Source organism: Sphingobium bisphenolivorans (assembly GCF_000412635.1).
GTDB lineage: Bacteria > Pseudomonadota > Alphaproteobacteria > Sphingomonadales > Sphingomonadaceae > Sphingobium > Sphingobium bisphenolivorans.
On the sequence record NZ_ASTG01000001.1, the window covers coordinates 68,337 to 94,753 of the forward strand.

The 26,417-nt window shown below is 63.7% G+C and carries 30 protein-coding genes and 1 pseudogene; 10 read left to right on the plus strand and 21 right to left on the minus strand.

Annotation, left to right across the window (positions count from 1 at the left end):
• Positions 1-7 precede the first annotated feature (7 nt).
• The 19 genes from L858_RS0100400 to L858_RS19335 all read right to left on the minus strand — a co-directional run bounded on the left by L858_RS0100400 (position 8) and on the right by L858_RS19335 (position 17,168).
• Positions 8-322 carry a hypothetical protein gene (locus L858_RS0100400; RefSeq protein WP_028055646.1) on the minus strand — a complete coding sequence of 105 codons (315 nt, stop codon included), beginning with the start codon at positions 320-322 and terminating at the stop codon, positions 8-10.
• A 62-nt stretch (positions 323-384) separates the two neighbouring features.
• Positions 385-1,614 (minus strand): phage major capsid protein, encoded by a 1,230-nt coding sequence (locus L858_RS0100405; protein WP_022681161.1) that lies wholly within the window; start codon positions 1,612-1,614, stop codon positions 385-387.
• A 66-nt stretch (positions 1,615-1,680) separates the two neighbouring features.
• On the minus strand, positions 1,681-2,460 hold the full coding sequence (locus tag L858_RS0100410) for a head maturation protease, ClpP-related (protein ID WP_022681162.1): 780 nt from the start codon (positions 2,458-2,460) through the stop codon (positions 1,681-1,683).
• On the minus strand, positions 2,441-3,724 hold the full coding sequence (locus tag L858_RS19295) for a phage portal protein (protein ID WP_022681163.1): 1,284 nt from the start codon (positions 3,722-3,724) through the stop codon (positions 2,441-2,443). The genes L858_RS0100410 and L858_RS19295 overlap by 20 nt, the downstream gene beginning before the upstream one ends.
• The gene (locus L858_RS0100420) at positions 3,721-5,460 is read right to left on the minus strand and encodes a terminase large subunit (RefSeq protein ID WP_022681164.1); all 1,740 of its coding nucleotides are present in this window, start codon (positions 5,458-5,460) and stop codon (positions 3,721-3,723) included. Before L858_RS0100420 ends, L858_RS19295 begins: the two co-directional genes overlap by 4 nt.
• Position 5,461: 1 nt before the next feature.
• Positions 5,462-6,109: a P27 family phage terminase small subunit gene (locus L858_RS19300; RefSeq protein ID WP_022681165.1), complete on the minus strand. Its 648-nt coding sequence runs from the start codon at positions 6,107-6,109 to the stop codon at positions 5,462-5,464.
• A 176-nt stretch (positions 6,110-6,285) separates the two neighbouring features.
• Positions 6,286-6,657 (minus strand): HNH endonuclease family protein, encoded by a 372-nt coding sequence (locus L858_RS21130; protein WP_022681166.1) that lies wholly within the window; start codon positions 6,655-6,657, stop codon positions 6,286-6,288.
• A gap of 217 nt (positions 6,658-6,874) precedes the next feature.
• A complete protein-coding gene (locus L858_RS0100435) occupies positions 6,875-7,342 on the minus strand; it encodes a hypothetical protein (RefSeq protein WP_022681167.1) in 468 nt (155 codons plus the stop codon).
• A gap of 256 nt (positions 7,343-7,598) precedes the next feature.
• Positions 7,599-10,835 carry a DNA primase gene (gene dnaG, locus L858_RS20865; RefSeq protein WP_022681168.1) on the minus strand — a complete coding sequence of 1,079 codons (3,237 nt, stop codon included), beginning with the start codon at positions 10,833-10,835 and terminating at the stop codon, positions 7,599-7,601.
• Positions 10,836-10,912: 77 nt separating this feature from the next.
• Positions 10,913-11,389 carry a hypothetical protein gene (locus L858_RS0100445; protein WP_022681169.1) on the minus strand — a complete coding sequence of 159 codons (477 nt, stop codon included), beginning with the start codon at positions 11,387-11,389 and terminating at the stop codon, positions 10,913-10,915.
• Complete coding sequence (locus tag L858_RS20870) at positions 11,389-12,045, minus strand: hypothetical protein (RefSeq protein WP_022681170.1); 657 nt, start codon at positions 12,043-12,045, stop codon at positions 11,389-11,391. The genes L858_RS0100445 and L858_RS20870 overlap by 1 nt, the downstream gene beginning before the upstream one ends.
• A complete protein-coding gene (locus L858_RS19325; RefSeq protein ID WP_022681171.1) occupies positions 12,045-12,323 on the minus strand; it encodes a hypothetical protein in 279 nt (92 codons plus the stop codon). The genes L858_RS20870 and L858_RS19325 overlap by 1 nt, the downstream gene beginning before the upstream one ends.
• Positions 12,324-12,325: 2 nt before the next feature.
• Positions 12,326-13,456, minus strand: coding sequence for a DNA polymerase III subunit beta (gene dnaN / locus L858_RS0100460; protein ID WP_022681172.1), 1,131 nt, complete (start codon positions 13,454-13,456; stop codon positions 12,326-12,328).
• Positions 13,453-15,216: a ParB/RepB/Spo0J family partition protein gene (locus L858_RS20875; protein ID WP_022681173.1), complete on the minus strand. Its 1,764-nt coding sequence runs from the start codon at positions 15,214-15,216 to the stop codon at positions 13,453-13,455. Before L858_RS20875 ends, dnaN begins: the two co-directional genes overlap by 4 nt.
• Before the next feature lie 35 nt (positions 15,217-15,251).
• Positions 15,252-15,512, minus strand: coding sequence for a hypothetical protein (locus L858_RS0100470; protein ID WP_022681174.1), 261 nt, complete (start codon positions 15,510-15,512; stop codon positions 15,252-15,254).
• Positions 15,509-15,880, minus strand: a complete 372-nt coding sequence (locus tag L858_RS0100475; protein WP_022681175.1) for a hypothetical protein — start codon at positions 15,878-15,880, stop codon at positions 15,509-15,511. Before L858_RS0100475 ends, L858_RS0100470 begins: the two co-directional genes overlap by 4 nt.
• Positions 15,877-16,413 carry a hypothetical protein gene (locus L858_RS0100480; RefSeq protein ID WP_022681176.1) on the minus strand — a complete coding sequence of 179 codons (537 nt, stop codon included), beginning with the start codon at positions 16,411-16,413 and terminating at the stop codon, positions 15,877-15,879. The genes L858_RS0100475 and L858_RS0100480 overlap by 4 nt, the downstream gene beginning before the upstream one ends.
• 2 nt (positions 16,414-16,415) lie before the next feature.
• The gene (locus L858_RS0100485; protein WP_022681177.1) at positions 16,416-16,910 is read right to left on the minus strand and encodes a phage regulatory CII family protein; all 495 of its coding nucleotides are present in this window, start codon (positions 16,908-16,910) and stop codon (positions 16,416-16,418) included.
• 3 nt (positions 16,911-16,913) lie between these two features.
• Positions 16,914-17,168, minus strand: coding sequence for a hypothetical protein (locus L858_RS19335; RefSeq protein ID WP_022681178.1), 255 nt, complete (start codon positions 17,166-17,168; stop codon positions 16,914-16,916).
• Between the two features lie 90 nt (positions 17,169-17,258).
• On the opposite strand from L858_RS19335, the gene L858_RS0100495 reads away from it, so the two are divergent.
• A complete protein-coding gene (locus L858_RS0100495; RefSeq protein ID WP_022681179.1) occupies positions 17,259-17,873 on the plus strand; it encodes a phage repressor protein in 615 nt (204 codons plus the stop codon).
• Here L858_RS0100495 and L858_RS0100500 read toward each other — a convergent pair.
• Positions 17,836-18,243 carry an HIRAN domain-containing protein gene (locus tag L858_RS0100500; RefSeq protein WP_022681180.1) on the minus strand — a complete coding sequence of 136 codons (408 nt, stop codon included), beginning with the start codon at positions 18,241-18,243 and terminating at the stop codon, positions 17,836-17,838. The two genes, L858_RS0100495 and L858_RS0100500, sit on opposite strands and share 38 nt — an antisense overlap.
• Before the next feature lie 145 nt (positions 18,244-18,388).
• On the opposite strand from L858_RS0100500, the gene L858_RS0100505 reads away from it, so the two are divergent.
• The 5 genes from L858_RS0100505 to L858_RS0100525 all read left to right on the plus strand — a co-directional run bounded on the left by L858_RS0100505 (position 18,389) and on the right by L858_RS0100525 (position 21,322).
• Positions 18,389-18,838 (plus strand): hypothetical protein, encoded by a 450-nt coding sequence (locus L858_RS0100505; RefSeq protein ID WP_022681181.1) that lies wholly within the window; start codon positions 18,389-18,391, stop codon positions 18,836-18,838.
• Complete coding sequence (locus L858_RS0100510; protein ID WP_022681182.1) at positions 18,835-19,020, plus strand: hypothetical protein; 186 nt, start codon at positions 18,835-18,837, stop codon at positions 19,018-19,020. The genes L858_RS0100505 and L858_RS0100510 overlap by 4 nt, the downstream gene beginning before the upstream one ends.
• Positions 19,017-19,430 carry a hypothetical protein gene (locus tag L858_RS0100515; RefSeq protein WP_022681183.1) on the plus strand — a complete coding sequence of 138 codons (414 nt, stop codon included), beginning with the start codon at positions 19,017-19,019 and terminating at the stop codon, positions 19,428-19,430. Before L858_RS0100510 ends, L858_RS0100515 begins: the two co-directional genes overlap by 4 nt.
• Complete coding sequence (locus L858_RS0100520; RefSeq protein WP_022681184.1) at positions 19,427-19,627, plus strand: hypothetical protein; 201 nt, start codon at positions 19,427-19,429, stop codon at positions 19,625-19,627. The genes L858_RS0100515 and L858_RS0100520 overlap by 4 nt, the downstream gene beginning before the upstream one ends.
• Before the next feature lie 117 nt (positions 19,628-19,744).
• Positions 19,745-21,322 carry a recombinase family protein gene (locus tag L858_RS0100525; RefSeq protein ID WP_028055650.1) on the plus strand — a complete coding sequence of 526 codons (1,578 nt, stop codon included), beginning with the start codon at positions 19,745-19,747 and terminating at the stop codon, positions 21,320-21,322.
• Between the two features lie 6 nt (positions 21,323-21,328).
• Here L858_RS0100525 and L858_RS0100530 read toward each other — a convergent pair whose 3' ends face one another.
• Positions 21,329-22,363 (minus strand): hypothetical protein, encoded by a 1,035-nt coding sequence (locus tag L858_RS0100530; protein ID WP_022681186.1) that lies wholly within the window; start codon positions 22,361-22,363, stop codon positions 21,329-21,331.
• A 484-nt stretch (positions 22,364-22,847) separates the two neighbouring features.
• Between L858_RS0100530 and L858_RS19340 the strand changes: the two are divergent.
• From L858_RS19340 to L858_RS0100550, 4 genes and pseudogenes are all read left to right on the plus strand, one after another.
• A pseudogene (locus L858_RS19340) lies at positions 22,848-23,627 on the plus strand (glycosyltransferase family 2 protein); the annotation flags it as partial.
• Positions 23,624-24,691 carry a hypothetical protein gene (locus L858_RS21865; RefSeq protein ID WP_193742829.1) on the plus strand — a complete coding sequence of 356 codons (1,068 nt, stop codon included), beginning with the start codon at positions 23,624-23,626 and terminating at the stop codon, positions 24,689-24,691. The pseudogene L858_RS19340 and the gene L858_RS21865, both read left to right, overlap by 4 nt.
• Positions 24,692-24,740: 49 nt before the next feature.
• Entirely contained in the window at positions 24,741-25,655 is a 915-nt protein-coding gene (locus L858_RS0100545; protein ID WP_022681189.1) for a sulfite exporter TauE/SafE family protein, read from the plus strand.
• Positions 25,652-26,413 (plus strand): TIGR02186 family protein, encoded by a 762-nt coding sequence (locus tag L858_RS0100550; protein ID WP_022681190.1) that lies wholly within the window; start codon positions 25,652-25,654, stop codon positions 26,411-26,413. The genes L858_RS0100545 and L858_RS0100550 overlap by 4 nt, the downstream gene beginning before the upstream one ends.
• Positions 26,414-26,417 lie beyond the last annotated feature (4 nt).

Consider the following 26,417-nt stretch of genomic DNA (forward strand, 5'->3'; position numbering starts at 1 on the left):
GGGCCCCTTACTTGGCTTCGGCCTTGGCGAAGGCGATCGCCTCCTTGTCCGCGTCGGCCCAGCCTTCCTTGACGGCCCGCTTTGCTTCCGCCGGGAGAAGGCGGGCAACGCTGTCGGCCTTGTGCTCGCCGCGATCGACCAGCACGCGCACCTCGACCTTGCTGGCCTCGATCGCCTCAGCGAGTTCGTGCTCGCCATCAGCCAGCGCCTGCGCGGCCTTCGCCAATTCGGCTTTCAGCGCTTCATTTTCGGGGTCACCAGCAAGCGCCTCACGCGCAGCAGTGACGGCGGCCTGCAGGGCCGCGATATTCGGTTTCGACATGGAAGATCCCTAAACCAGAGAAAGGACGAACGGGCCCGGCGATTAGACCGGGCCCCGCATCATCAGGTCGCGCTGTTGCGGTAGCGCTTCACCGCCCCGCCGACGTCCATGAAGTTGCCCCCCGAGCGGAGGAAGGCGAGGAAACCGACCTGGCCCTTCCGCGCATAGGCGCTGTCCGTGAACCGGAACATCTCGATCGCCATGGTATCGCGGATGACATAGTGGCTGAAATCGCCGAACCCGATGGAATAGGCATTCGCTGCCATATCGGCCACGTGCTGGTTCACCTTGATCGGATAGCCGAGCAGCGTGTCGAGCTTGCCATTGTTCGCCAGATCATAGCCGGGGAGGAAGATCGGACGATTCTGGCTGTCCTTCAGCTTCTTCACCACCTTCACCGAACTGTCGTTCATCATGAAGCGGCAATTGCCACCTTCGCGATAGGCCGGATCAACGCTGTGCTCCAGATCAACCAGGTCGTCGTAAATGACCGTGCCGGTCTGTCCCGTCGTGCCCGTCTTGCCGGTGCCCGCCGCGACCATCACACCAGTCGGTTGGCCGGAACCAGTGCCGATCGTGTAATGCTTGTTGGTGACGCGGCCGAGGCGGGTCACCAAGCGAGCGCGGACGAAGGCTTCGATATCAACGCTGCTATCCTGCAGTAGTTCGATCGGCACGGCGACAGTCTTCGAGCTATACTTATAGACTGGCAGATCCTTGGTGCCGAACGTCAGGTCTGCATCCGCAGCGGTGGCGTTCTGGTCGAGGATCTCGCCCTCTTCCGAGGTGCCGTCGCTGGTCGGCCAGTTCATCCCGTTGCCGGAGCCCGTCTGCAGAACGGTCGCCATGCCGGGCGCGCGCATGCCGCCAAATGCCTTCAATGCATCGAGCACCGTCTGCGCGACATCGGTCTGGACGGTATAGCCGCCTTCGCTGCCGGTGGTCGTCGACATGGTGTTCTGCACGGCGGCGAGGTGCGCCTGCCATTCATCGGCCGACAGGGCATTGTCGCCGCCGCGCAGCCACTTGGCGAACAGGCGGCTCGCCTCGCTGTTCTGGTCGCGGCCGACGCGATTGGCGGCATCGATCACGTTGCTGGTGAGCGCGGTTTCGGCGGCCAGCTGGTTCATGCGCTGGTGTCGTTCGATCTTGGCGTCGATATCCTCGATCTCGGCGATGCCGGCATCATAGGCGGCCTGGTTGTCGGTGGTCCACGGACCTTCCTTCTTCACCAGATCCTGCAGCGACTTCGCCTTTGCCGCGCGCTGCTCGCGGAGAGCCTGAATGCTCATGTACGCTTCTCCATCATGAAAATGGGCCGCGAAAGCGGCCCGGGTGGTCTCCCTCGCGCGGCGCGCTCAGGCAGATTGGGTCAGCAGATCGACGGCGAGCCGCCGCTCGCGTGCTGCAATTTCGTCGGGCGCGCTGGGCGCGGGCTCGGGCTCGGGCTCGGGAGCCGGCTCGGGTGCAGGCTCGGGTGCAGGCGCCGGAATCTTGTTCACTGGCGGATGGTCGAAGGCGGACAGGTTCCAGCCACGCTTGCCGGCGTTCGCCGCCTTGCCGCCCTGTTCGGGTAGCACTTCGTCGATCAGGCCGAGCGCGAGGGCCTCGTCGCCGGTGAACCAGCTTTCCTTGTCCATCAGCGCGATCCAGTCGGTCTCGCCACCCGCCTTGGCGGCGTAGCTGGCGGCGATGCTGGCATCGATCTTGTCGAGCAGATCGGCTTCGGCGCGAAAATCCGCGCTGTTGCCGATCATCAGCGTCCAGGCACGATGGATCATCATGAACGCGCCGGGAGCCGCGACGACATGGTCGCCGCTGATCGCGATGTAGCTGGCGGCGCTCGCGGCCAGGCCGTCGATGTGACAGGTGACCTTGCCATCATATTCGCGGATAGCCTGCGCGATCGCGCGGCCACCGAACACATCGCCACCGGGACTGTCGATCCGCACCGACACATCGCCCTCCATCGCCATCAGCTGGCGGGTGAAGCCTTCGGCGCTCACGCCGCCCCACCATTGGGCGTCGGCTTCCGAGCCGGCGATATAGTCATAGAGGTAGATGGTGTTGCCTTCGGCCTTGATCCCCGCGCCGATCTGGGCATTGCGGGAATAGAGGTTAAGCAGCCGGTTGCGCATTGGCGTTGTCCTCGAAGCTGTTGCCGCCGGGAGTGCGGCCATAGTTGATCAGACGCCGCACTTCGTCGCGCGTCAGGATCGGTTTTTCTCCCGCGCGGCCGAGCGCCGAGCGGAAGGTCTCGAACAGGGTTTTCAGGTCCGCGCGTTCCAGCTCGAACGTGTCGAACTCGGCGAGCCGCGAGGCGGTGCGGAAAAACTTGCGGTTGATCTCATTCTGGAAGGCGTTGAGGTGGCGGCGCAGAACGTAGCGCACGAAGGCCGTGCCCATCTCGGCCACACCAGAGCCCCAGCTGGTCGTCTTCTCATTGTGGCCGATCATGAAAGGCGGCACGTTGTAGATGCGCGCGATCTCCTCGATCTGCAGTTGCCGTGTGACGGCGAGCTCCGCATCCTTGTTCGGCAGCGTGATCGTCTTGATGTCCATGCCGCCGGTGAGAAGCATCGGTCGCGACGCTTGCCCATTCCGGAGCGCGTGACGCTCATCGATCTGTGCCCTGAGCGACTCTAGCTTTTCCTTGTCCATTTTCGCTTCAGGAGCCGAGACCAGCGCATAATCGGGACGAGCCTGGTTGGCGAAGAATTGCCCGGCATAATTCTGGGCAGCCAGTGCGACGCCGCCGACATTCTGCAGGGCGTGGCGCAGTGGCGAGAATGACCGCGTGCCGTTAAAGCCGAGGCCGGGAACATGCAGCATGTCGTCCTGGTCGATGACGCGGATTGTCTGGTCGGCGAGATCCGGCTCGGGATAGACGACATAGGCAAGGCGGCTGCCGTCCTTCCAGGGCACCGGCTCCACCCGACGCGGATGCAGCGGCACCAGCCCCGAGACCCTTGGCCCCTTGCGCAGGATTTCAGCATAGGCATCGCCCTCGAACAGGCGCGACAGCACAAGCCATTCCCAACCGGCAGACGCCACCCAGCGCGGGCAGAACTCTTCGTTCAGCACCCACCACAGGTCATCGCTCTCGCGGATCGTGCGCTCGCCATCGCTCGACCGATTGTAGAGGTTCATCGGCAGCGTCGAGATCGCGCCGGCAATCAGCGACACGCATGACCAGATTGCGCTGATCGTCAGGGCGCTCCGATCAGTGACGACAGGCAGGCCAGCGACAGCGGGCGTGCCGGTAAACCATTCAAAGGCTTCCGTGCCGCGCCGGATCGTCGGCAGCGCTACCTCGGCGGCATTGCTGATCGGCGCGTCGGAATCCGCCTGTGCGGCGTCCGTCCCGATCAGCCAGCGGCCGACCTTTTCGCGAAGGCTCATAGGGTGTGGATCTCCGGTTCCGGTGCGTCGTCCTCGGGGGCCATTGCCACCGCTTTCGCCATCACCGCCGCGACGATGCCGTCGATCTTATCCTTCGACCGCTTCTTCGCAGGCATGTAGTTCAGGTTCTCATCGAACCGGACCATCGTGTTCCGCGCCATGTAGCGCAGCAGGGGATGCCCCCCATGGTCCAGCGTGCCGGCATAGACATGCCGCTCGAATTCCTTGGTCGGCTCACCCAGCGAATGGATGCCCTGGCGAACCTGAAGGAGCAGATCGGTATCGATCCCCTCCTTCTGCATGTCGGTGACCAGCTTGACACCGCCCCACGGGTCATAGCCGATGCGCTGCACGTCGAACGCGCCCATGCCAGCTTCCACCGCGCGCAGGACATAGTCCTGATCGACGATATCACCCGGCGTCACCTCCAACGCGCCGGCCTCGCGCCAGCGGTCGAAGGGCACCTTTGTTTCCTTCACGCGCTGGGCGAGCGAAGCTTCGGGCACCCAGAAACGGCAGAGCAGATGCCAGAGCGGGTCGCCCGCGATCGGCGGGAACAGCCACACCAGGGCGGTGATGTCGCGCACCGAAGACAAGTCCCACGCGCCGAAGCAGCGGCGGCCCGCCATGCGTTCGGCCATCGTCATCCAGCCATTGGAGCCGACCTGGCACTTGTCCCACTTCGACATGTTGAGCCAGAGCGCCTGGTCATCGACCCACTGGTTCAAATGATAGCAGCGGAAATGCGCTTCCTTGACCGGGTTTCCCTTCGCAAGGCGCGCCTCACCGCGCAGGAACTGCAATGTCGGCGACAGCCCGAGCGAGGGGTTGGCCGAACGCCAGACCGCCTCATCTTCCCAATCCGCGTCATCCGGCGCGGCGAAGATGACGACCAGCGTGGATGGATCGTCGATCGTGCCGTCGAGGATCTGCTCGCTTTCTTCCCAGATCTCCACGCCGGTCTGGTTCGTCTTCAGGCCAGCGGTGGACGCGAACAGCGCGATCGGCTGCAGGCGAGCACCTTGGCCCTGCCGCAGATCGTTCTCGATCTTGCGGCTCTTCCACTCGTGCATTTCGTCGCCGAGCGTCACGCTGGGCGACTTGCCGTGCTTACCCTGGTCGCTGCCCGTCAGCACCACGAACGACGACGACAGCGGCTTCAACCACATGTGGCTGCTCTGGACCTGAATGTCCCGCGCCAGCACTTCGCTATGCGCCACCATCGCCTTCATCTTGGCGAACGGGATTTCCGCCTGATCCTCGTCACGGGCGAAGGCATACCCTTGCCCGCCCTGCAGCCCCTCGACCGCCCAGAACATGAGGGCGAGCGCCGCCAGGAACTCCGACTTGCCATTCTTGCGCGGGATCCAGAGCCGCAGGATCTGGAAGATGCGCACATGCTCTTCCACTTCCGCGCCCGTCATCGGATCGATGATCTGGATCGGATGCTTCCACCCGAACAGCAGGCGGACGATGATCTCCTGCCACAGGTTGAGCCGGAACGGGACGCCGGCGAAGCGGTCGTCCGTCAGCCGGAAAATGTGCGGCCATAGCGTGACGACATGGTCAGCCTTGGCATGGTCGAACCATGCCCCGGGCTGCGCCGCCGCCTTGTTCCACGCGCCGATCGCCCACGCATAAGCGGGATCATTCTCCACCGACGCCAACCAGGGCGGCAGCGGATCGCCTACCCGCCACCAGGGCGACAGCGTTACCGCTGCCGTCTGGTCGGCCATATCAGTTCGGCCGCTGTCCCGGGGGCGGTGAGTCCATGCCGCCTAGCATGCCGACGCGAGGGCCGACATCAGCGGCAGGCTCGCGCGCCTCTTCTTCCGGCTCGCCCTTCCGCTGCGCCGGTACTGCTAGTGCGCCGCCGAACAGACCCGGGTTGGTCGCGGCCGCGCCCGCCTGATTCTTGAACAGGTCATATTCGTCATGCGGCGTAAGGCCGAACTGCTTCGACAGCGCCATGACGTTGTCGAAGCATTCCTGCCGACGACGCACGGCGGGATGGTCGCGGATCATGAAACCGCCCGCGACTGTCTTCACCCGCTGGGTCATACCTTCCTGCTTCAGCTGATCGTTCAGCGAAACCCAATCGGCATAATAGACGCAGAACATGGCGAAGATCATGCGGTGCTGCTCGGGCAGGCGATGCGTGCGGGCAAGGCGCGGTGCCATCTCCCGCCAGACCGCGACCGCGCCAGCGTAGAGCGGGCCCTGGTCGATCATAGCAGGCGGCTGCAGCACGTCGCCCGATGTGGACGCCATCAGCAGCTGCGCGACGCGCTCGGCTTCTTCCTCACGCTTGCGCGTTGCGGATTTGCGCCGGTTGGGAAAGCCCTTCGCTTCCTGATCGGGGTCGGGCCTACGTCCACGCGCCATACAAAATCACTCCTCGGCCGACCGTCGCGCGGCCCACCTCCTTCGCCAAATCGCGCCCGAATTCAGCGCCTTAAAAAAATATCTGGCGCAGAATTTCGCGCCGATTTTTCCGTGTCTGGACCGCCGGTCATGGGGCCGGGAACGCTAAACTTTGGGCACCCCCCTCCCTTGGAGGGTCAGGTCAGGGGCTCCCGGCCGAGGCGGCGGGCCAGCGCGTCGATCGCGGCCTTGCCCGCAGCCTCGATCGCCTGCTTCATCCCTGAATGGCATGAGGCGCAGCTGGCGACCCACCACTCGACCCGCCAGAACACACCGTCATAGGTGCGATGCGGGTAGAGGTGGTCAACCAGCGTGGACGGTTCCACCCGATCCTCCAACGAGCAATACTCGCAGAGCGGATGCCCCCGCCGGAACGTCGCTGCCGCCTTCGACCATCGGCTTGTATAGCCGCGTGAGGCCGCCGAGCCGCGCCTGTCGTCCTGCTCCTTCCGAGCCTGCGCCTGCGATCGCGCACCCGCTGGTCGTAACCGCTTCGGCATGGTCGGCATAGCGTCACCCAAAATGAAGCGGGGCCAGTGTCGCCACCAGCCCCGCTTCAGTCATCCAAGGAGAGGAATGCTTGGCTCCCCCCAATCCACACGACTGGACCAAGCATATATCTGAAATAGGGTCATTCACTGCGGAAACGGACACCCTTTATTTAGTCCGGAAAAATTCCGGGGGTTGACACATTCCGCAACCGGAAATGCGTCACTTCGGCGCGAATCAGAGCAAATCGTGCGACGAACCGTTGCGGTTGAGGCGCACCGCAATGCCGGTGATGGCACGCGAATAGCGCTTCCGCAGCGCCTCCGCGCCCGCCATCGCGCCTTCCGATTCGGCAACGTCACGCCAATCGAAGCCGACCTTGCGGTTGCGCATGCGCAGCACCGTGGCGACCAGCGACCGATCGCGCGGCACCACGCCCTCGATCCACGCCCCGTTGCCGGTGAGCAGTCGCTCGACCAGATCGACCTGGGCGGAGCGCAGGCCGGGGCGACCGGGGCGGGTCTCCATCCAGTCACCCTTGCGCACGTCACGAATGACGGCGGGCATGGACGACCGCGAGCAGGAGCGCAGCCATGCGGCCTCACCGTCAGGCATCCGCATCAGATAGCCCCAAGCCTCCACCATGCGCTCCTGCACCGCCTCAAACGTCCAATATTGCGAACCTTCCACTGCCGGAACCGTCATGCTCTCACCCTTCCACTACTCAACTCTATGAAAAGCCTATCTAAATTCTTGTATTTGGAAGCTTTGGAAGGGTTGGAATGATTATTGTATATTTTCATCGCGCATGCGCCCGCGCACACGCGCATATGTGACGGAAACATGCGGCCAAACCTTCCAACCCTTCCAAAGGCGCAGAAATCCGCGCTTTCTCCCTTCCAGTGATGCTTCCGCCACCCTTCCAACCCGGAAGCATTTGAACCTGTCGCGCCGCCGCCGCTCAGAAGTCGGGCACGAAGTCGTCATCGTAAGGGGGAGGCGCGGGCGGCATGTCGGGCGACGCATCGGCCGAGCTCGGCGCTGCATCGGGCAGCATCGGCGCATCCTCGCGTGCCCGGCCATGCTCATCGACGAAGTCGGACGCCTCACGTACCAGGCGAATGCCCAGCCACTGGATGCCGTCGCTGGGCTTCTTGACGAAGCCCTTGTCCAGCATCGCCTTGGTGAAGCCCTTGTTCGACCAGTCGCGCTCGCCGGCGACCTTGCACCATGCCAGGAACACCTCGTGCAGCTTCGACGACTGGATGCGGCCTTTCGGATCCTTCTCGACGCAAAGGTTCAGGAATCGACCCAGCGGATCGCTGGCCTCCCGATATTCGGCCGTAGCGTCCTTCACCGCCTGCGGTTCGACCAGTCCGTTATCAAGCCAGTCGAGCAGCCCGCGCACGATATGGTTGAGCACGCCGGCAGCCTCGGCCCGCAGCTTCGCGGGCAGCTGCTCGTCGCGATCGCCATCGGCGACATGCGCGTTCCACGGCACCAGTTTCATGCGTCGCCAGATGCCTTCGTCCGTGCCGGGAATGTCCGGCTTGTAATTGCCGCCGATCGTCAGCTTGAACAGCGGCATCAGGTCGAAGAAGCCGCGATGGAGCGCACGAACCGCCATCGGCTCGCCACCCGTGGCCGCCTTGATCAGCGCCTCATTGAGCTTCGCGCCCCGCTCTGGCTCCGACGCGCGCAACATGCGCACGCCGCCCAAGCGCGCGAGATCCGGCGATGCCTGTTCGCCGCGCTTCTTGATGCCCTGGTCGAGAAAGGTCTCGATCCCGATCGTGCCGCTATAGTCACCCACGACATGGGCCCAGAGATCGATCGTCGTCGATTTGCCGTTCGCGCCAAGCCCATACCAGAAGTGCAGCTTCTGCTCCGATATGTCGCCGCTGGCGCTATACCCGGCCCATTGGTGGAGATAGCGGCGCATGCCGGCGTCGGGCTGGGCCCATGCCAGGAAGTCGTCATAGATCGGGCTCGCTGCGGCCGCGTCATAGGTGACGGGAGCCAGCTTGGTGTTCAGATCCTCGCGGCGGTGCGGCTCGAGCGTGACGGTCGAACCGTTCTCCTTGTCCCGACGGAAGCGCAGCGTGCCGTTCAGCACGTTGATGGCGAGCGGATCTCGATCGAAGTCCTCGATCGGCGCGGTCACCCACCGCTTGGCGAGGCCGGCGATGCATCCGATCCGACCCGACCCTTCCGAGGCGCGCCCCCATTTGGCGATGAGCTCGGACAGCAGCACCGGGCCGCCCTTCATGTCGGTCACGCGGTTCATCGCACCGACGCGCTCGCCGCTGTCACGATAGAGCCGCCACTGCGCCACCAGCATCAGGGTCGGCTTTTCGTCCTCGGGCAGCGGTTCGTCAGGCTCGACAAAGCCGGTGGCGGAAACGAAATCCGCCTCGCGCTGGATCGACCGCACCGTGTCGAACACGGCGGCTTGCACTTCCGCCGGCAGCGTATCCTTGTCCTGGTCGAGCACCTTCCAGCGGCGGCCGTCCCATCCCAGCCAGCCCTTGGCTGTGGTAAAGCGGAAGCTGCCGCCGTAGCGGGCGTTGAACCGCTCGGCATTGCCGAGATCCGTGCGCTGGAATCCGGCGCAGCGCATGTCGAGCAGCATGGGCGCGATATCGAAGCCCTTGGCGACGCCGGCGGCGAAGCTGCGCTCGATATCATCGGCGGAAACATCCTCGACATCCCCGGCCACTTCGTCGATCGCGTCATCAGCCATGTCCTGGTCGATCAGGCCCGCACCGACGCGGCGACCCATGCCCCAGGCGAACAGCGTGACGCCATCCTTGGTCCGCTCGGCCGAGGCAATCGCGCCGGGCAGCCGTTTCGCCGCCACCGCCTTCAGCCGCTCCCGCACTTCCTCCGTTTGGTCGGAGAATTTCGCCTCCATGGTTCCAACCGGAAGCTTTTGATCCTCAACCACCCACCGGGGGGCCGGGGGGAACTCGGCGTTGAACAGCGTCCGCCAATAGGACTGGTACTGGAGCCGGGTCTCTTCATGGCCGACGCTCGCCGCCAGGTCGGCCAGTTGCTGCCAGATCGCGGCCCTCCCTTCCGGCGTTTCGCGATCGCCGGCAGCCAGCACGGCCGTCCAGACATAGCTGGAAAGCGACAGCGCCCGATCGACCACATCATCGACCGCCTCGCGGCCGCACTCGCGCACCAGGCTGTCAGGATCATAGCCATCCGGAAGGGTGGCGATCTTCAGCGACCGACCCGGGCCGACCATGGGCAGGGCGCGGATGCAGGCGCGCGAAGCCGCCTTGCGGCCCGCCTCATCGCCATCCATCAAAAGCACCGGGCATTCCGTCACGCGCCATGCCCGCTCCAGCTGCTCGGGCGTGATGGCCGTGCCCATCGGCGCGACCGCCTCGCTAATCCCGGCCTGGTCGAGCGCGATCGCATCGAAATAGCCCTCGACCACCAGCAGGCGGCGGGCGACCCGCGCCGCCGGTGCCGCACGATGAAGGTTGAACAGCACCCGGCCCTTGTCGAAATGCTCCGACTGGTCGCTGTTCAGATATTTGGGCTGGGCTTCGCCGAATGCACGCCCGCCGAAGCCGATCGGCCGACCGCGCGCGTCGTGAATCGGAACGATGATGCGGTGCCGGAAGCGATCGCGACGGCCACTGTCGGTTTCGACGACCAGGCCGGCCGCCATCAGTTGGTCGGCCGCGATGCCGATCGCCGAAACGCCGCCGCGCATAGGAGCGAAACCGAGCCCGAACCGCTCGATCGACGCGGGCGTGATGCCGCGCTCGGCCAGCGCTTCCATGGCCATGCCCGTTGGCTCCAGCTGGCGCGCATACCATGCCGCCGCTTCCCCCAGGACTTCGCCGACATGCTCGGCGCGGCGAGCACGCTCGGCCTGCTCAGGCGTGCGCGCCGGCATCTCCATCCCGGCCGCTTCCGCCAGTTGCTTCACCGCGTCGATGAAGTCCATGCCCTCATGATCGGTGAGCCAGCGCAGCGCGTCGCCGTGCGCGCCGCAGCCGAAGCAGTGATAGAACTCCTTGTCGTCATTGACGGTGAAGCTGGGCGTTTTCTCGCTATGAAAGGGGCAGCAGCCCTTATGCTCCTTGCCCTTTTTCTCCAGCTTCACCTTCTGCCCGATCAGGGCGGACAGCGGCGTGCGGGCGCGGAGTTGGTCCAGAAATGAAGTTGGCAGAGACACAGAAACCCACCCCGAAAAATCAGGTCAAACATTCACATCGATGTCGCGGAAGTTGCGGCCGTCAGGACGGCGGCGCGCTACTCGCCGTCATGTTCGATCGTCATGGCCGTCGGATCGTCACGATCGCCGGCGAGATACATCCAGAAATGCCCCTCGACCGCCTCGATGATCGGCGCCGGCGCAAGATGGAAGGCGAGCGCGGCCGCGCCGACCGTCTGCCCCTCCCACCGCTGATCCTGCAGGGCACTCCACACCTGGAGCGCGGTGCCCAGCGTGCCGATCGCGTGCAGTGCGATGCCCATGCAGTCGCGCGCGAGCTCGATCGGCAGGTTGAAGACGCTTGCCACCATCTCGGCCGTGGGCTCGACCGGCTGCGTGAGGGACCAGCGCGCCACGGCCTGGCCGACCAGCCAGCGGCCCGGCATGCCCGATCCGTCGCTGTCGCCACCTTCCGCGTCCTGCTCCGGATTTTCATCGTCCAGTTCGGTGACGTTCCAGCTGTCCGTTTCCCGGCCCCAGCGGGTCACCCACGGCTCCTTAATGACGGTCGCCATCATTCCTCCCCCAACAGGTCCGGAGCGCGAAAGGGCGTCAGGACATCATAAACACAAAGATTCTCGATCGCGGCCGCGTCCCAGACGCACCAGATCACTTCCATCGTCGGGTTGCCCTTGCCGAGGAAATCCGGCCGCCAGTTCAGCGCGTAGATCCGCGCATGCGTCCGCTGCCGCCACAGGCCCGTGCGCACCTCGGCATGCCAGAAGGACGACTTCAGCAGCATCGCGACATAGGTGCAGCCCAGGTCGTTCAGCAGATGCCGGATCATCTCGGCCGCCAGCGCGAAGGGCGGGTTCGTCACGACGACGGGCGATAGCGCCTGTCGGCAGAGCAGAAGATCTTGCGAGCCGACGCCATGCGCGGGATCCGCGACCAGGTCAGTGGCGATAGTGGAGAAGCCAGCGGCCGCGAGCTCACCCGCGATCGCGCCACCGCGCCCGCAGGGCTCCCACACCGGATTGCCCAGCATCCCGCTGTAATCCTCCAGCGCCCCGCGCTCGGCAGCAATGAATGCACGAGTGACCGTCGCCGGCGTCGGATAATAGTCGTTCCCCTGGCGCGCGACCTTTTCGCCGCCGCCCGTCATCATGCGGCCGAGGCCCTTCGGCGCGGGGCCAGCAATGGGCTGCTCAGGGAAAAGACCTTCAGCCATCAACCGGCACCATGCTCGCGAATGGTGGTCACGCCGTCATGGTAATGGATGGAGGTGCGCACTCCCTCAGCGCCGGGCGTCGGCTCGACCGCTAGGCCGAGCACCTTCATCACATCCAGCATCGGCTTGAACCGCGCCACATAGACATCATAGTCGGCGCGGGTCAGGAGGCTCTCACCGCAGTTCGGGCACGGCCTCCCGATCTGATCCTCGCGGATCTCATCGACCGTTTCGCGGTGGTCACACCCATGGGCGTCACATTGTAGGAAAGCGGACATGATCAGACCCTCAGCGGCATAAGGACATAGAGGCGGGCAGCATCGTCGCTGGTCTGCCAGAGCGAGGGCGCGGCGGGATCGGCCAGCTTCACGCGAGCCCGCTCATTCCCGGAATCGGTGCCCTTCAGGTGCCGCAGCACGTCGAGCAGATAGCTGCCGTTGAAGCCGATGCGCAGCGGCTCGCCTTCATATTCGCAGGGCACTTCCTCGCTGGCCGTGCCATTTTCAGGGCTGGTGACCTCCAGCGTGACGGCCTGCGCGGCGAAGTTGAAGGCGATAGCCTTCGTCTTGTCGCTGCTGATCGTCAGCACCCGCTCCACCGCTTCGGCGAGCACGGCAGGCTCAAACCAGCAGTCCAGACGGTTGGCCGCAGGAATGACGCGGGTGTAATCCGGGAATGTCCCATCGATCAGCTTGCCTGTCAGCACCGTCTTGCCGACCTCGAACCGGAACTTCGTCGTGCTAACCGACACTCCGACCGTGCCGCCTTCTTCGTCGAGCAGCTGGGCCAGCGCGCCGATCGCCTTGCGCGGGATGATGATGCCCGGCATCTCCTCCGCACCCTCTGCGACGTTGCAGTGGAAGCGTGCCAGCCGGTGCCCATCGGTCGCGGCCGCGAACTGGCACTCCGAGCCCGAGGGCACATGGACGTAGATGCCGCCTAGATAATAGCGGGTTTCTTCGGTCGAGATGGCGAAGCGAACGCTCTCGATCATCTGCACCAGCTGCGTTCCGTCCTGCTCCCACTCCGCGTCCCAATCTCGGGCGGCAAGCACCGGGAAATCATCGGTCGGCAGCGTGGGCAGCTTGAACCGCGCCCGACCGCACTTGATCGTGATGCCGGTGTTGCCGTCCGCCTCGATCTTGGCCACGCCTTCCGCTGGCAGCTTGCCCGCGATCGACGCCAACGTCGAGGCATCGACGCAGAAGTTCATGGCGGTGTTCGCGCCGGCGTCCTCCAGATCGACCGTCTTTTCGACCATGATTTCCAGGTCGGTGCCCGTCAGGAACATCTGCCCTGGCGTCGATCGCACCAGCACGGTCGCGCAGATCGGCACGGTCGTCCGCTTCTCGACCACCGCATTGACCGCCTTCAGCGCGGCCCGCAGCACTTTCACATTTACGTTGATCATGCGGCCTGCTCCTCGGGCTCCGCGACATTGTCGCCATGGGGATTATCGGCCCATGCTTCGAGCGAGGGCCAAGTCAGGCCGATGCTCTCGGCATGCTGCAGCAGTTCTTCCAGATCGTCATAGAAGGAGCATTCATCTGCTTCAGGCGTATCTTCCTGCTCATCGGCATAGGCCCCGCTTTCCCAGCGGAAGTGCGTGATGCCATCAACCTGGATGACGATCGGTGCGGGGTCCATGCCCAGAACTTCGGCGCGCCGCGCATCGAGCGCCTCTGCAGCTTCCGCTTTCGCCTTTTCCTCGACCTCGCGGCGGGCAACCTTTTCCGCCTCCTGTCGATCGAATTCGATCTCGGCAGCTTCCAGCTGCGCATCGATCTCCGCTGGCGTCACCAACACGTCGACCAGGATGGGATAGCATTCGCCGACGCCTTCACGGTGCTCCTTGCGCCACAGATCGGGACGCTGCGTCCGCCAGAATTGCCGCCCTTCAACCTTGTCTGTCCGCACCTTTACCGCCGCGAGCAGCGCCGCGACCGAACGAACACTTGCGGCGCGCTGGCGTGCAGCGATCTGCTCCGGCGTTTCTTGCGGCCGATCACTACCCGGAGGCGGGAGCAGTTCCGCGTGGCGATCAGCGGGAACATAGAATTGCTCCTCCATCGCCAGCAGGCCCTCATTGTTGACGCTGGCGATACGCACCATGTCGAGACCCAGCTGGGCAGCTTTCTCGCGTAGCTGGGCATAGGTCGGCTCCGATCGATAGCCCTTGTCCACCAGCTTGTAGCCCTTCGGTGCTTTCGGCGGGGCGCTGCGGCGGATGCCGCCCGGTATCAGGACATCGACGGTGCCGGGATAGACATCCTTCGCTTCCGAGAGCAGGCGGATCTGCTGAAACGCTGCCCGATCCTTAGCGATCGAGAGGATGATGCTGGCGTCCGTGATCTTCCGGCCGCCCCAGCGATCGGCCTCGCCGAACAGGTCGTCTTCATAGCCGCCGCCCTTCTTCTCATAATCCTCAGCGCCGACGAAAAGGAACAGCGCGTCCTTGGTTGTCATCTGGGCATTATGGTAAGCGAGCCCGATCGAATGCGGATCATGCGGCTTCCAGTTGCTCTTCGCCTGAGCGTTGAACACCTTCAGCTGCAGCTTATGATCCTGCGACTGCGCATAGGCCATGGCGGCGTCGATCGTCAGCTTGCCCTCACGCATGGCGTCGAGGATCTCGGGCGCGAGGCCACCCAGCCGCAGCCGCTGCTTCACATACCGTTCGGAAAAGCCGAACCGCTTGGCGATATCAGCAGGCGACATCGTGCCCGGGCGCATCAGCTCCACGAACGCGGCGAATTCATCCGCCGGGTTCATGTCTCGCCGCGCCAGATTTTCCGACAGCGACAGTTCGATCGCTTCGGCCTGGTCGCGGATCAGCACCGAAACCTCATAGCGATCGTCGATAGAGCCGCGCTCGCGCAGCAGCTGCAGCGCCTGCAGGCGACGGCCGCCGCCGATGATGTAGATGGCGGCCGCGTCGATATCGGTGTCGCCGGCATAGCCGATCAGCGACTGGAGCAGCCCGTGCGCGGCGATGTCATCGGCCAGGCTCTCCACATCGGCCGCCTTGTCCGTATGGCGCACATTCTCCGGCGCGCGGACAAGACGGCCGAGCGGCACCGGCTGAATGGCCATGGGCGCGACCCGAAGGCCCTCCGGTGCTGTCGTCTCTTCAGGCGCTGCCTGCGCCGTCGCTTTCTTCGGTCTGGCCATGGAACGTCCTTCTCTCTTGGGCTTGCCGTTGCGGCTTATGGATTGTGGGAGCGGGAAGCGGCGGAGGCGGTGCGCTGTGCAGGCGCGCCCGTCTCCGCCATGCCGCCGCCTGTTAGCGGCCTGCTGACGGCGGCAATCTGCTCATGGGTGTCGCGGTCGATCTCGTCGGCCCAATGCTCGGCCGTGTCGAAGTCGAGCCCGAATATCTCGGCAAGATCGGCCAGCATGCAGCGGCCGACCTGGTTGTAACGGGCCTCGAAATGGCGGCGGGTGATGGTCATATCGACGAAGGTCATTGGCGCGCCTCCACCGTCAGCTGCTCGGCGAGGCCGCGAACCGCCAGCGCCGCCGCGATCGCCGCCACCAGCTGCTCCGCTTCCCGCTCGCTGATCTCTGCCATGCCATCCGCCGTCGCCAGCAGGACCTGCTTCGCCGCCGGGCGATAGAGCGCCATGATGCCGTTCGGGAACCGCCAGCGCGCACGCCGGGGCAGCCCCTGCTGCGCCCGATACTGCTCCATCATGCCGCCATCGACGCACGCGCCGCAGAAGTAGGCGGGTTCAAACCCGGGTATGCGCATCGCGTCCCAGCCGTCAGGCAGAGCAGCTTCCGGCACCCCCTGCTGCATTTCCGCGCAGCCCATGCATGAGATCAGATCGCTCATAGCGCCCCCCGCACGGTAGATTTGCCGCTGGCGACGAAGGTGACGACGCGCCGCTCGCGCGTACCGAAGTTCGTGACGGTCAAGATCTTCTGCTCGACCAGCTGGTTGAACAGGTACCGGGCCGCTTCCGCGTTCTTCAGGCCCATCTCCCGCGCGATCTCGGCATTGGTGCGCGCAGGGAGGCCGAGGCGCAGGCAGCGCTCCATGATGGCGAGCACGCGGCCTGCCGGCGTTTCGGGCGCTGCGTGCAGATGGCGAACCTTCTGCCTGGGCTGCCGGTCGGGATAGCGGCGGACGACGAAATACTCCCATTCGCCGTTGACCTTGCGCTGGTGCGTGCGGACCTCGCCTTCCTGCGCCAGTTCACGGGCGCGGATAACGACATCGCGGCGCTGGTCCAGGACCGCGCCGCGTGCATAGACGAAGTCGGCACCTTCAGGCGCGCCGGCCACCCATTCCTCCAGTTCCCGCACGGAAGTGGAGAGGCAGAGCGGCCCGATCGAGAAGCGCAAGTCGCGTGCATTCGTGGCCATCGTCAGCGCCCCCCGTCCAAGGCCAGCATGCGCTGATCGAGCGCAGCCAGCGTTTCCTGCATTGTCTGGATGTCGGCGCGGATGGCGTCCCGCTCACGCGGCGAGACCGCCTCGCCCTGGTCACCCTGGGCGCTGATCGCCGTCCGGATGCTGTCCGACAGGTCGCCGAGCTCGCCCGCCAGTTCGACCACCGACAGCGTCAACCCATTGGCGTCGTCCTGCGGCTCGGGCATTGGCACGAACACGCCGCCCAGCTGGCGGCAGTAGGCGCGCAGGATGAAGGGCTGCCCCTCCACGCGCGTTCCCAGAAGATCGATGGTGATGGCGTCCCGGATCGTGATGCTGTCGGGCTCATTGACCGAACTGCACCGCGACAACTGGCTCTTTTTGATGGAGGTTTCATCGGCGCAGCGTTCCAGCCCGCCAGCCGCTTCGATGGCGCGTTTGGTCGCCAGCGCAAGCGCCTTCTCCCCCGTAGCAATATCCCCCCGTGGCATCTGTTAGTGGGCCTCCTCAATTTGGGGGGAAACCTTGCCCAAATTTCCCGGTGACGATGCCTGTTCCGTATCCGTATCAACCGGGGGATTGGCAGCCATGAACGTCCGCACCTTGTCTTCAGTGTCGCGGAACGTGCGGCGACCATTGCGAAGTTGGCGGACAAAATGACGGTCGTTCAGAGCACCATCACCAAAGGCGGTAGGAGCCATCCCGGTTTGAGCCAAATAGGCCTCAACGGCTTGGAGCAAGTCATTCATAAAGCGGGCTATAAGTGTGATAGATCACACCGTCAAGGTGTGATGCTTCACTTCTACCCTCGACACGATACTTTGTGTGATACGTCACACATGCAGCACCTATCCGAGCTCGATCGTGTCCGCGAAGCACTGCGTGATTTGATGGAGCGCCGTCAGATCAAGTCGAAGCCCTTGGCCAAGAAAGCTGGCTTGGGAGAGACGTCAGTCCGCGACTTTCTTGATCGAGAAGGGTCCGACGTGAAGCTGGGCACTCTGCGCCGCTTGGCGGATGCGCTGGATGCTCCGCTGGAAGATTTGCTGGGCTTTGAACAGGTGCCTATCACCGGCCGAGTAGGAGCCGGAGGATCTATCATTTTCGACGAGACCACCGGCATCGAGACGGCACCCCGGCCACCGGGAGCCGTGGGCCCGCTCGAAGCGCTGGAGGTGGTAGGAGATTCGATGCTGCCCCGGTATTCTTCCGGGGACATCGTCTATATCAGCCGCCAGCACGACGGCGTGCTCGAACCCTACATCGGGGAATATTGCGCCGTTCGCCTGGCGACGGGAGAGACTTACATAAAGCTGCTTGCGCGCGGAAGCCGGCCGGGGTTTTATACCCTGCGTTCGCTCAACGCCGCTGACATTGAAGACGTTGAGGTATCCTGGGCGACACCCATCATCTTCGTTATGCCGCGCGCTGGGCGGTCGCTTCTCCAGAAGTGACCCAATAGCGGAAGCCGCCCTTCGGCGCTTCTGGCGCTTGGCGATCCGGGAAGTATGACGCGACGATGACCTCGTCGTCACAGATCGCCACGCTTATCGTCACGCCCAGCATGCAGGATCGAGCCATGCCGATACTCGATATCACCCCCGAAACTCCGCGCCCCCGTTCGTGGATCAGCGCTCTCAACCAGCTGGAGCGCGGGATGTAACCGAGGGTGCTTCCAACAGAGTTTTCGACCCTCAGCGCCATCTCGTCATGTGGATTGTCGGGTTCATGAACGAACCGCACAGCCTGACCGGCATAGCTTTCGCTAAGCGCCTGCTGATAGTTCGAGACCCCCACCACACGCACGAAATAGACATCATCCACGACTCACCGTCTCCTCTGCAGCACCGGACCAGATTCCTCAACAACGGGAACATTTCAAGAACCTTGTGATAAATCACACCATATCTTCTTGACGAAGTGTGATCCATCACACTATTTACGCCTCCACCAACAACGGAGGCTCATCATGCTCCAGTGCGAAAACCAGTTCCCTTTCCCCGGCAGCGTTGCGCTCTTTCTTGGCCTGCGCTGGCGCGTTCTTAGCCATGCCGCAGACGGCACGGCCCACATCGCCCGTGAGGGCGTGGCAGCAAGCCTGAGCCGCCGCGCTGACATCAACGAACTGGTCGATCCCAAGATCGCCGACGAAAACGCCATGATCGCGCTCACCGACGCCAGCGAGGCAGGTAAGCGCATCGGCCTCTTCATCGCCCGTCACCTTCGCAACGCGAATGAGGTTGGCCTGCTCCACCTGTCCCGCGACCTGTCGGCCGCAGCGCACGAGGGCCGCATCCCCGCACCGCGCGACAACGTCCAGATTTCGCAGCTGCTCCGCCGCCTGGGCTGGCGCAAGGCCGGTCACACCGGCGAGGGCTATGATCGCACGCCGCTCTACGTGCGCGGAGCCGTGCAGTGAGCGCCGGTGCGGCTGTATTGCTCGCCAGCGTTGGCTGGTTCGCTCTGGCCCTCATCTGCGGGATGCTCGCCGAGTATCGCAGCAAGATCATTGCGGCCTTGCTCTTCGAACCGTTGCCATCAGAGCAGCGCTTTCACGCCGGTGAGCCTGTCAGCACCATAGACGAGCGGCGGCGATCATGAGCGCCTATCTTGGCCGAGACCCCCTACCCCCCGCCGCCTTGGTCACTGCCGCGACGGCAGAGCGCGAACGTCGCCGCGCGGCAACGCAGGCAGCCGTCCAGGCTGGCCAGATCAGCGCCGAGAAGGCGCAGCGGGACGATGTGATCTGGTCCAACATCGTCCACTTCATGCGCGTGCTTGGCGGCGATCGGCGCGAACCTCTTCGCTGGCATCCAGACGACCAGGCGCTCATGGCTCGAAGCGTTCGCTCAACCATGGACCGGATGATCATCGCCCATGATGATGGCAGGGCGGGCATGACGCGCGACCGCATCGAGACGATGCGCCACGTCTGGTACGCGCTCGAATTCACGCTCCTCTATTGCAAGGTGCATCCAATCCCGATCGAGCGGCGGAGGGCGGCAGCATGACCTCCCCGAAGCTCCGGTCTATCTGCCAGGACGCCTGCGCGGAATATGGCGACCCACCCTGCTACGAGGTTCACCAGGATCTGCGTGCAGGCAAGCAACTGAATGCTTGGTCGCCATGCGCCGAGTGCCTCGCCGCCGCCGGCATCGAAACGCCCGAACCGCTCGACCCGAATGCCGTCGTCAGGAAGCTGCTGTGAACGCGCCGCTCGATCCGACCACCCGAGAATTTGTGAAGGCCCTTGCGCGCGCGCAGGTTGCAAGAGACATTGCCGCCCTTCGCGCCGCGCACCAGGGCGGCCACCAGGGAGACAGCCGTGCGCACGGTCATCTACGCACGATTCAGCAGCGATAACCAGAATCCGCGCTCGACTGCGGACCAGATCGCCCTGTGCCGCCAGCGTGCGGATCAGGAAGGCTGGCAAGTCGTTGGCGCGTTCGAGGATGCCGCGATCTCCGGCGCTGCCGGCATCGATGCGCGCCAACGCCCTGGCCTCCATGCGATGCTCCAGCTGGTCGAGGCGGGCGGCGTCGATCAGGTGCTCGCAGAATCAACCGACCGCATCTCGCGCCATGTCGCCGACGCCCACATGATCCGCGAGCGGATCGAGTTCGCAGGCGCGCGCCTCTTCACTCTGTTCGACGGCACCGTCACGCCCATGATCGGCCTGGTCAAAGGCTTCATGGACGCGCAATTCCGCACCGACCTCGCCAAGCGCGTTCGACGGGGCCAGCTGGGCACGCTGAAGCAGGGGCGGATCCCCGGCAGCATCGCCTACGGCTACCGCCACGCCAACCGCCTCGACGACAAAGGGCAGCTGGTGCGTGGCCTGCGCGAGATCGATCCGGATAAGGCCGACATTGTTCGACGGATCTTCGCTGAGTATGCGGCGGGCCGCAGCCCTCGCCAGATCGCCGCCGGGCTCACCGCCGATTGCGTCCCCGCCCCGCAGGGCGCGCTATGGCACGAGACCGCGATCAACGGCGACCTGAAGCACAAGCGAGGCATTCTGCGCAACGAGACCTATATCGGTGTCGTCACCTACGGGCGCAGCCGTCAGGTCGTTAATCCGCAGACCAGACAACGGCTCATGCGCCCCAACCCTAAAGAAGAGGTAGAGCGGCAGGCCTTCCCGCATCTCCGGATCATCGACGACAATCTTTGGCAGCGAGTCCAGGAGCGCCTCGCATCAAACCAGGGCGTCCGCCCTGAGCGCAAGCGCCGGCCTAAGCACGTGCTGTCTGGCCTCGGCTTTTGTGGCGTCTGCGGGACGGCATGGGTGAAAGCCAGCGGCGACTTCTGGCGTTGCAGCAACTACCGCTATCGCCTCGGCTGCTCAAACAATCGGATGATCAACACGCGCCTCTATGAGGAAGGCGTGCTCGCCGATCTGAAGGCCGGACTACTCTCTCCCGAGGCCGTGAGCGAGTATGTGCGCGAATATCACCGCGACTTCGCACGCCAGTCGGCCGACCTCGGCCGAGATCGCGCACGCATAGAGCGCAAGCTCCAGGAAGCCGAGCGGAAGAAGGAGCGCATGCTGAAGGCGTTCGCGGAAGGCGGCAGTGAGTTCGCCGAGATCCGCACTATGCTCGCGACCGCCCGCGACGAAGCCGATCGCCTGCAGCGCGAGCTCGCCAGCATGGATGCCCTGCCGAACGTCCTGGCGCTACACCCGCATGTGGAGGAGCAGTATCGGCGGCAGGTCGAGGATCTGGCCGCAGCGCTGGCAGCCCCAGAAGCCCAGCCCGAAGCGATCGGCCGCTACCGCGCCATGATCGCCCGCGTGATCGTCAGCCCCGATCTCACGAAGCAGCGCGGAGCCGTTGTCCAGGTCGTGCGTCAGATGGATGAAATTCTGTCGATCGCAACTGGCAAGGCGAAGCACGCATGATAGCTATCAGCTGCTGATAGATTGCCCTGGCAGTTCGAGCCGACCTTCTGAAAAGAACGTATAGAGCCGCTCCAGCCGCCGCTTCGATGCAAGTAGCACCTTGCCCGCGACGACAGGATCGTTGCCAGCCATCTTCTTCATCTCGGAATAGCTGGTGATATTAAGAGCACGCGACAGCGCTTGGGCCCGCCGCCCAACTTCCTTCGCTACGTCGGATTTGCGATCCAAGTTTCGCGACGTCGATTTGAGCAACTTAGTCTCCTGGAGGTAGCTCCAGAGATGTTCATATTCCTCAACGATCATCCGGTGATTCCTGCCGAAGTGGGTCAATAGAGCGGTAAGACGATCGAACGACGCCTGATCGCCAACGACGTCGATGTACCCAGGCGAGGCCCACTGGATCGCTTTGATATCGGGCCGGAGATCGCGCCCACCCGCTTTCGAAAGCGAACGGAAGAAGCCGAAGTAACTTCCGCCTCCCTCCCAAGGCTTGACGAAAGACTCCATGACTGTCCGCTTGCGGTCGATTGACGTTTGCTCATCGACGAACAGATCAACGCTACGCGTGAGCGCGTACATGTCGGAAAGGTATGAATGGAATTTCGAGAATTCCTTCATATCCCAGTTCCCATCAACCATAAATCGCTGCGGCGTGCGCACCTCTACAGTCAGCGTTTCATAATCTTCACTGTGATCGCGTGCCCAAAGGCCGTGCTCGGGTAAATACTTTTCGATCCGCTCCTCGGTGAGCTCGACCTCGGTCAGCAGAATTCTCGGGCTGCCATTCTCGGGCAGGTCGAATTCGAACCAGGTGTCGCGCTCTGGATTTGCGAGCATGAACCTAAGATCGAAGCGCTCATTCAGATAATCTGTGAACTGCTGAATGCTGACTTTTGCTCCGAAAAACTGCCTATCGCCAATGCGATCCGTCGCTACGGCTACGATCTTAGACTTGGGCCCCATTTCCAGCAGGATGAGTTGAGGGCCGTCCAAGTAGAACAGCACCTGCTCGAAATTGGCATATTGGTTGCGGGTAGCCATCAGATTTGGACCACTGCCTTAACATGCTGCGCCAAGGCAGTATTATCGTCACACCAGAAGTCGATGTGCGCTCCCTTTGTTTTGTGCGCACCAGTGTTAGCCGGGATGTGCAACTCTGCCGCATGCGACAGATGAGCGAGGTTCTTATATTTTTTCACTACAGACGTGTTAGTGAAAAGCGAGATCGAAACCCAGCGACAGTTACACATTCTCGGGGGAAGGGCTTGCCCTCTCTGTTCATGGGATTGCCAATCGACAGGCGAGGGAGAAGCGCCTGCAAGCACCCTGTAAACCGGCCCCAGCGCATGCGTGTCATGCGGGATCGGCGGGCAATCAACGGGGAAAACGGTAGCGGACATCTGCTCTCTGGGTCACTTTTTTCGCGGCCTGCACTAACTGCAACTCGTTGTCAAAGAGTTAGGGCGGTCGAACAGGGGCAAATGCATGTAGGCAAGAGGACGCAACAGAACGAATTTTTGATGGCTTGAGCAATTACGCTAACGTCCAATTTGGCGAGAGCCACGGCAAATATCTGACGATCCGCGAAGCAATGGGCGCATCGGTTCCGTCGGCTGGCGTCGCCTGCGCATTCGAACGCCAGACGCTCGAAAGTCTTGTAAATCACTCCCAAGGCGGACCCTTCGATCCCGGATCGCTGACGGAAGATTATGAGGTGGGTCTGCGCATCAGTAATATGGGCGGTCGAGGTGTCTTCGTCCGCATGCGCGACGAGAAGGGCGAACTGGTTGCGACCCGGGAGTATTTCCCCGACAGCATCCAGGCTGCGGTAAAACAGAAAGCGCGCTGGATCGTCGGCATATCCCTTGCCGGATGGGATCGCATGGGATGGCATGGCGGCATCGCCGAATGGTGGATGCGCATTCGCGACCGCCGCGCCGCTTTGGCAGCCTTCGTCCTGTTCATGGCTTATCTTGCCCTGCTGCTCTGGGGAGTTCTGCTGACCGCTGCGCTGCTTGGGCTTGGCACGACCCAACTGTCTTCGCCCGTCATCGAAGGGCTGTTGTGGCTGAATTTCGGCTTCATGATCTGGCGCATGGCGATGCGGTTCATCTTCGTTGGGCTGGCCTATGGCTGGGCCTATGGGCTGGGCGCTATCTTCCGGACGATCATTGCCAACATTATCTCGATGATGGCGGCGCGCCGCGCGGTGATGGCATATCTCAAGTCGCTGGTCGGCAAGCCGCTCGTTTGGGACAAAACGCAACACCGCTTTCCGCAGACCGAAGCGGGAGCCCCGCGATGAGCACGGGCGCCGTCAACGGCAGGCCGGTCCGCTTCTTCGCTATCGTCCTGGGCGGCTGGACTTTGATCCGGCTTGCCACGGTCGGCGGCACCATGCTCGCTGAGCCTGCGAGATCGCCGGTGGGGAAGACGCCTCTAGCTGAAGCGTCATCGGCCGCGCGGCCCGCACCCCAAGGAACAGCCCAGCTTGCACATGCGGCTGACGCTCCCACCGCAACGTTTTCGCGGCAACTCATCGAGCACGGCCCCAGAGCGGTGGCGACTGGGGAAGTAGTCGCATCGAGAATAGCGGTTGCGGAGCACGTCGCTCTACCGCCCGAACTCAATCAGCAGCCCGGCGGTGAGCCGGGATCATTTCCGAAGGCCGTCCCAAGCATTAACCCTGCCCCCTCCGTTCCACTTGCAAGTCCCAGTCCGGGGCGAGCCGATCGATGGCGTGGCAGCGCCTGGCTATTATGGCGGGAGGGCAGCGCGTCGAGGGCCGACGCTGTCGCAGGCGGTAGGCTTGGCGGGTCGCAGGCGGGCGTTCGCGTCGACTTCGATTTCGATCCGGACGCGCAAAGCCGCACGGCCGCTTATGCTCGCGCCAGTGCTGCACTGAACCGTCCTGCCTCTCCTGAAGCCGCGGTCGGACTCGCTTATCAACCCTCGCGCGCGGTTCCGGTCAGCATCGCTGCCGAGCGACGGATCGCGCTGGGCGAGGGAGGCCGCAATGCCAATGCTCTTATGATGGTCGGCGGCTTCGGTCCAACCCGCGTAGCGCACGCTATCGAAGCGGAAGCCTACGCCCAGACGGGAATGGTCGGCTTCCATTCACGCGACCTGTTCATCGACGGCAAATTATCGCTCCTGTCCCCAATCAAAGCCACTCCCATCCGACTGGGTGTCAGCGTCTCAGGCGGTGCTCAGCCGGAGGTGGAGCGCCTCGATTTCGGACCAGAACTGCAAGTCCGCCTTCCCCTGGCGCCGGCCGCAGCCCGGCTCTCGATCGAGTGGCGTGAACGGGTTGCCGGGCGGGCTGCCCCGGCTTCCGGGCTCGCGGTAACACTAGCTTCGGATTTTTAGGCCCTTCCATCTTTATCTCTCAACATATTGGGCTTAACCCCGATCTTCCATGGATCTGTACCTGCCCATCGCCAACCTGTCGGTGAACGCGCTGGTCATTATCGCGCTGGGGGGCGTGGTAGGCCTGCTGTCTGGCATGTTCGGGGTCGGGGGCGGGTTTCTGACCACGCCGCTCCTCATCTTCTATGGCATCCCGCCGACCGTCGCCGCGGCATCAGCGGCTTCCCAGGTGACGGGCGCCAGCGTGTCGGGCGTGGTGACCCATCTGTCGCGGGGCACTGTAGACGTGCGCATGGGCGGTGTGCTGATCGGGGGCGGCGTGCTCGGCGCAGGGATCGGCGTGCTGTTGTTCCGCCTGCTGCAAGCGATAGGACAGATCGATACAGTGATCGGCATCCTCTATGTGCTGATGCTAGGCGGCATCGGCCTGTTGATGGCGAAAGAGTCGATCCAGGCCCTCGTCGCGCTCAAGACGGGCAAGCACATCCAGGCCCGCAAGCGTCGGCATCACCCACTGGTCGCCGCCCTTCCCATGCGCTGGCGCTTCTATCGTTCCGGCCTTTACATCTCTCCGCTTGCACCGCTGCTGCTTGGTATGGCGACGGGCATTCTGACGATGTTGCTCGGCGTTGGCGGGGGCTTCATCCTGGTGCCCGCCATGCTCTACCTGCTTGGCATGACTACGCAATCCGTGGTCGGAACCTCGCTGTTCCAGATCCTGTTCGTGACCATGGCGACGACGATGATGCACGCGATGACGACCAAGGCGGTCGATCTCGTCCTGGCGATGCTGCTGCTGATCGGCAGCGTGACAGGCGCTCAGGTCGGAACGCGCATATCCATGACGGTCCGCCCGGAATATCTGCGCATCCTGCTGGCGGCCATCGTTCTGCTGGTCGCCGCGCGCATGGCGCTGGGCCTCGGGTTCCGCCCCGATGAAATCTACACGGTAGAGGTGCGTTGAAGCCCCGCCTCCTCGTCGCCTCGGCCCCTGCCCTGCTGCTGCTCTGTGCGGCGAATGAGCCGATACTGGTTCCAGACGTGTCGCAGCGCGACGTGGAAATCCAGTATAGTTTCACCGGCGCGGATCTCCTGCTGTTCGGCGCGATCGTCTATCCCGACGGCCGCCGCCCGGCAAAGCCAGCCGATATCATGGTCGTGCTGAAGGGCCCAGACCAGTCGATCACCATGCGCGAGAAGCAGAAGGTCGCGGGAATATGGGTCAACGCCGACAGCGCGCGCTTCCGATCCGCGCCCAGTTTTTACGCCATCGCTTCTTCCCGCCCCATCGACCAGGTGGTCGATGAACGGACGGCCGCAATCTATGAAATGGGCGTGGACAAACTCCAGCTCTCACCCTCGTCGCTCAACGAAAGCGCTGAACTGGAACGGTTTCAGAAGGGCCTTATCGATCTTCGGGAGCGCGCCGGCCTTTATGTCGAGCGCTTCGGCACGGTGGAGATCAGCCAGGGCGTGCTGTATCGTGCGCGGCTGCCGCTCTCTGCGCGCGTGATCGTTGGCAATTACACGGCGGAGACATTTCTTGTGCAGGACGGCCGGGTCGTGGCGGCAGCTATACGGGACATCACGATCCGCAAATCGGGCTTTGAGCGGTTCATGGCCGTGGCCGCTGAGCGCTGGTCGTTCCTCTACGGCCTAACCGCCATTGCGCTTGCGGTGAGCATGGGCTGGGCTGCGGGCGCGATCGCCAAGCGCATCTGACGTG

Bases quoted from the DNA above. Each gene is read 5' to 3' on its own strand.
- L858_RS0100475 (WP_022681175.1), bottom strand. From the start codon at position 15,880: ATGAGCGATCTGATCTCATGCATGGGCTGCGCGGAAATGCAGCAGGGG.
- L858_RS20875 (WP_022681173.1), bottom strand. From the start codon at position 15,216: ATGGCCAGACCGAAGAAAGCGACGGCGCAGGCAGCGCCTGAAGAGACG.
- L858_RS19295 (WP_022681163.1), bottom strand. From the start codon at position 3,724: ATGAGCCTTCGCGAAAAGGTCGGCCGCTGGCTGATCGGGACGGACGCC.
- L858_RS0100520 (WP_022681184.1), top strand. From the start codon at position 19,427: ATGACCTCCCCGAAGCTCCGGTCTATCTGCCAGGACGCCTGCGCGGAA.
- L858_RS0100505 (WP_022681181.1), top strand. From the start codon at position 18,389: ATGCTCCAGTGCGAAAACCAGTTCCCTTTCCCCGGCAGCGTTGCGCTC.
- L858_RS0100495 (WP_022681179.1), top strand. From the start codon at position 17,259: ATGCAGCACCTATCCGAGCTCGATCGTGTCCGCGAAGCACTGCGTGAT.
- L858_RS0100400 (WP_028055646.1), bottom strand. From the start codon at position 322: ATGTCGAAACCGAATATCGCGGCCCTGCAGGCCGCCGTCACTGCTGCG.
- L858_RS0100530 (WP_022681186.1), bottom strand. From the start codon at position 22,363: ATGGCTACCCGCAACCAATATGCCAATTTCGAGCAGGTGCTGTTCTAC.
- L858_RS0100545 (WP_022681189.1), top strand. From the start codon at position 24,741: ATGGATCTGTACCTGCCCATCGCCAACCTGTCGGTGAACGCGCTGGTC.
- L858_RS21130 (WP_022681166.1), bottom strand. From the start codon at position 6,657: ATGCCGACCATGCCGAAGCGGTTACGACCAGCGGGTGCGCGATCGCAG.
- L858_RS0100420 (WP_022681164.1), bottom strand. From the start codon at position 5,460: ATGGCCGACCAGACGGCAGCGGTAACGCTGTCGCCCTGGTGGCGGGTA.
- L858_RS20870 (WP_022681170.1), bottom strand. From the start codon at position 12,045: ATGGCTGAAGGTCTTTTCCCTGAGCAGCCCATTGCTGGCCCCGCGCCG.
- L858_RS0100515 (WP_022681183.1), top strand. From the start codon at position 19,017: ATGAGCGCCTATCTTGGCCGAGACCCCCTACCCCCCGCCGCCTTGGTC.
- L858_RS0100405 (WP_022681161.1), bottom strand. From the start codon at position 1,614: ATGAGCATTCAGGCTCTCCGCGAGCAGCGCGCGGCAAAGGCGAAGTCG.
- L858_RS0100445 (WP_022681169.1), bottom strand. From the start codon at position 11,389: ATGGCGACCGTCATTAAGGAGCCGTGGGTGACCCGCTGGGGCCGGGAA.
- L858_RS19335 (WP_022681178.1), bottom strand. From the start codon at position 17,168: ATGAATGACTTGCTCCAAGCCGTTGAGGCCTATTTGGCTCAAACCGGG.
- L858_RS0100485 (WP_022681177.1), bottom strand. From the start codon at position 16,910: ATGCCACGGGGGGATATTGCTACGGGGGAGAAGGCGCTTGCGCTGGCG.
- L858_RS19300 (WP_022681165.1), bottom strand. From the start codon at position 6,109: ATGGCGCGTGGACGTAGGCCCGACCCCGATCAGGAAGCGAAGGGCTTT.
- L858_RS0100470 (WP_022681174.1), bottom strand. From the start codon at position 15,512: ATGACCTTCGTCGATATGACCATCACCCGCCGCCATTTCGAGGCCCGT.
- L858_RS0100435 (WP_022681167.1), bottom strand. From the start codon at position 7,342: ATGACGGTTCCGGCAGTGGAAGGTTCGCAATATTGGACGTTTGAGGCG.
- L858_RS21865 (WP_193742829.1), top strand. From the start codon at position 23,624: ATGAGCACGGGCGCCGTCAACGGCAGGCCGGTCCGCTTCTTCGCTATC.
- L858_RS0100480 (WP_022681176.1), bottom strand. From the start codon at position 16,413: ATGGCCACGAATGCACGCGACTTGCGCTTCTCGATCGGGCCGCTCTGC.
- dnaN (WP_022681172.1), bottom strand. From the start codon at position 13,456: ATGATCAACGTAAATGTGAAAGTGCTGCGGGCCGCGCTGAAGGCGGTC.
- L858_RS0100410 (WP_022681162.1), bottom strand. From the start codon at position 2,460: ATGCGCAACCGGCTGCTTAACCTCTATTCCCGCAATGCCCAGATCGGC.
- L858_RS19325 (WP_022681171.1), bottom strand. From the start codon at position 12,323: ATGTCCGCTTTCCTACAATGTGACGCCCATGGGTGTGACCACCGCGAA.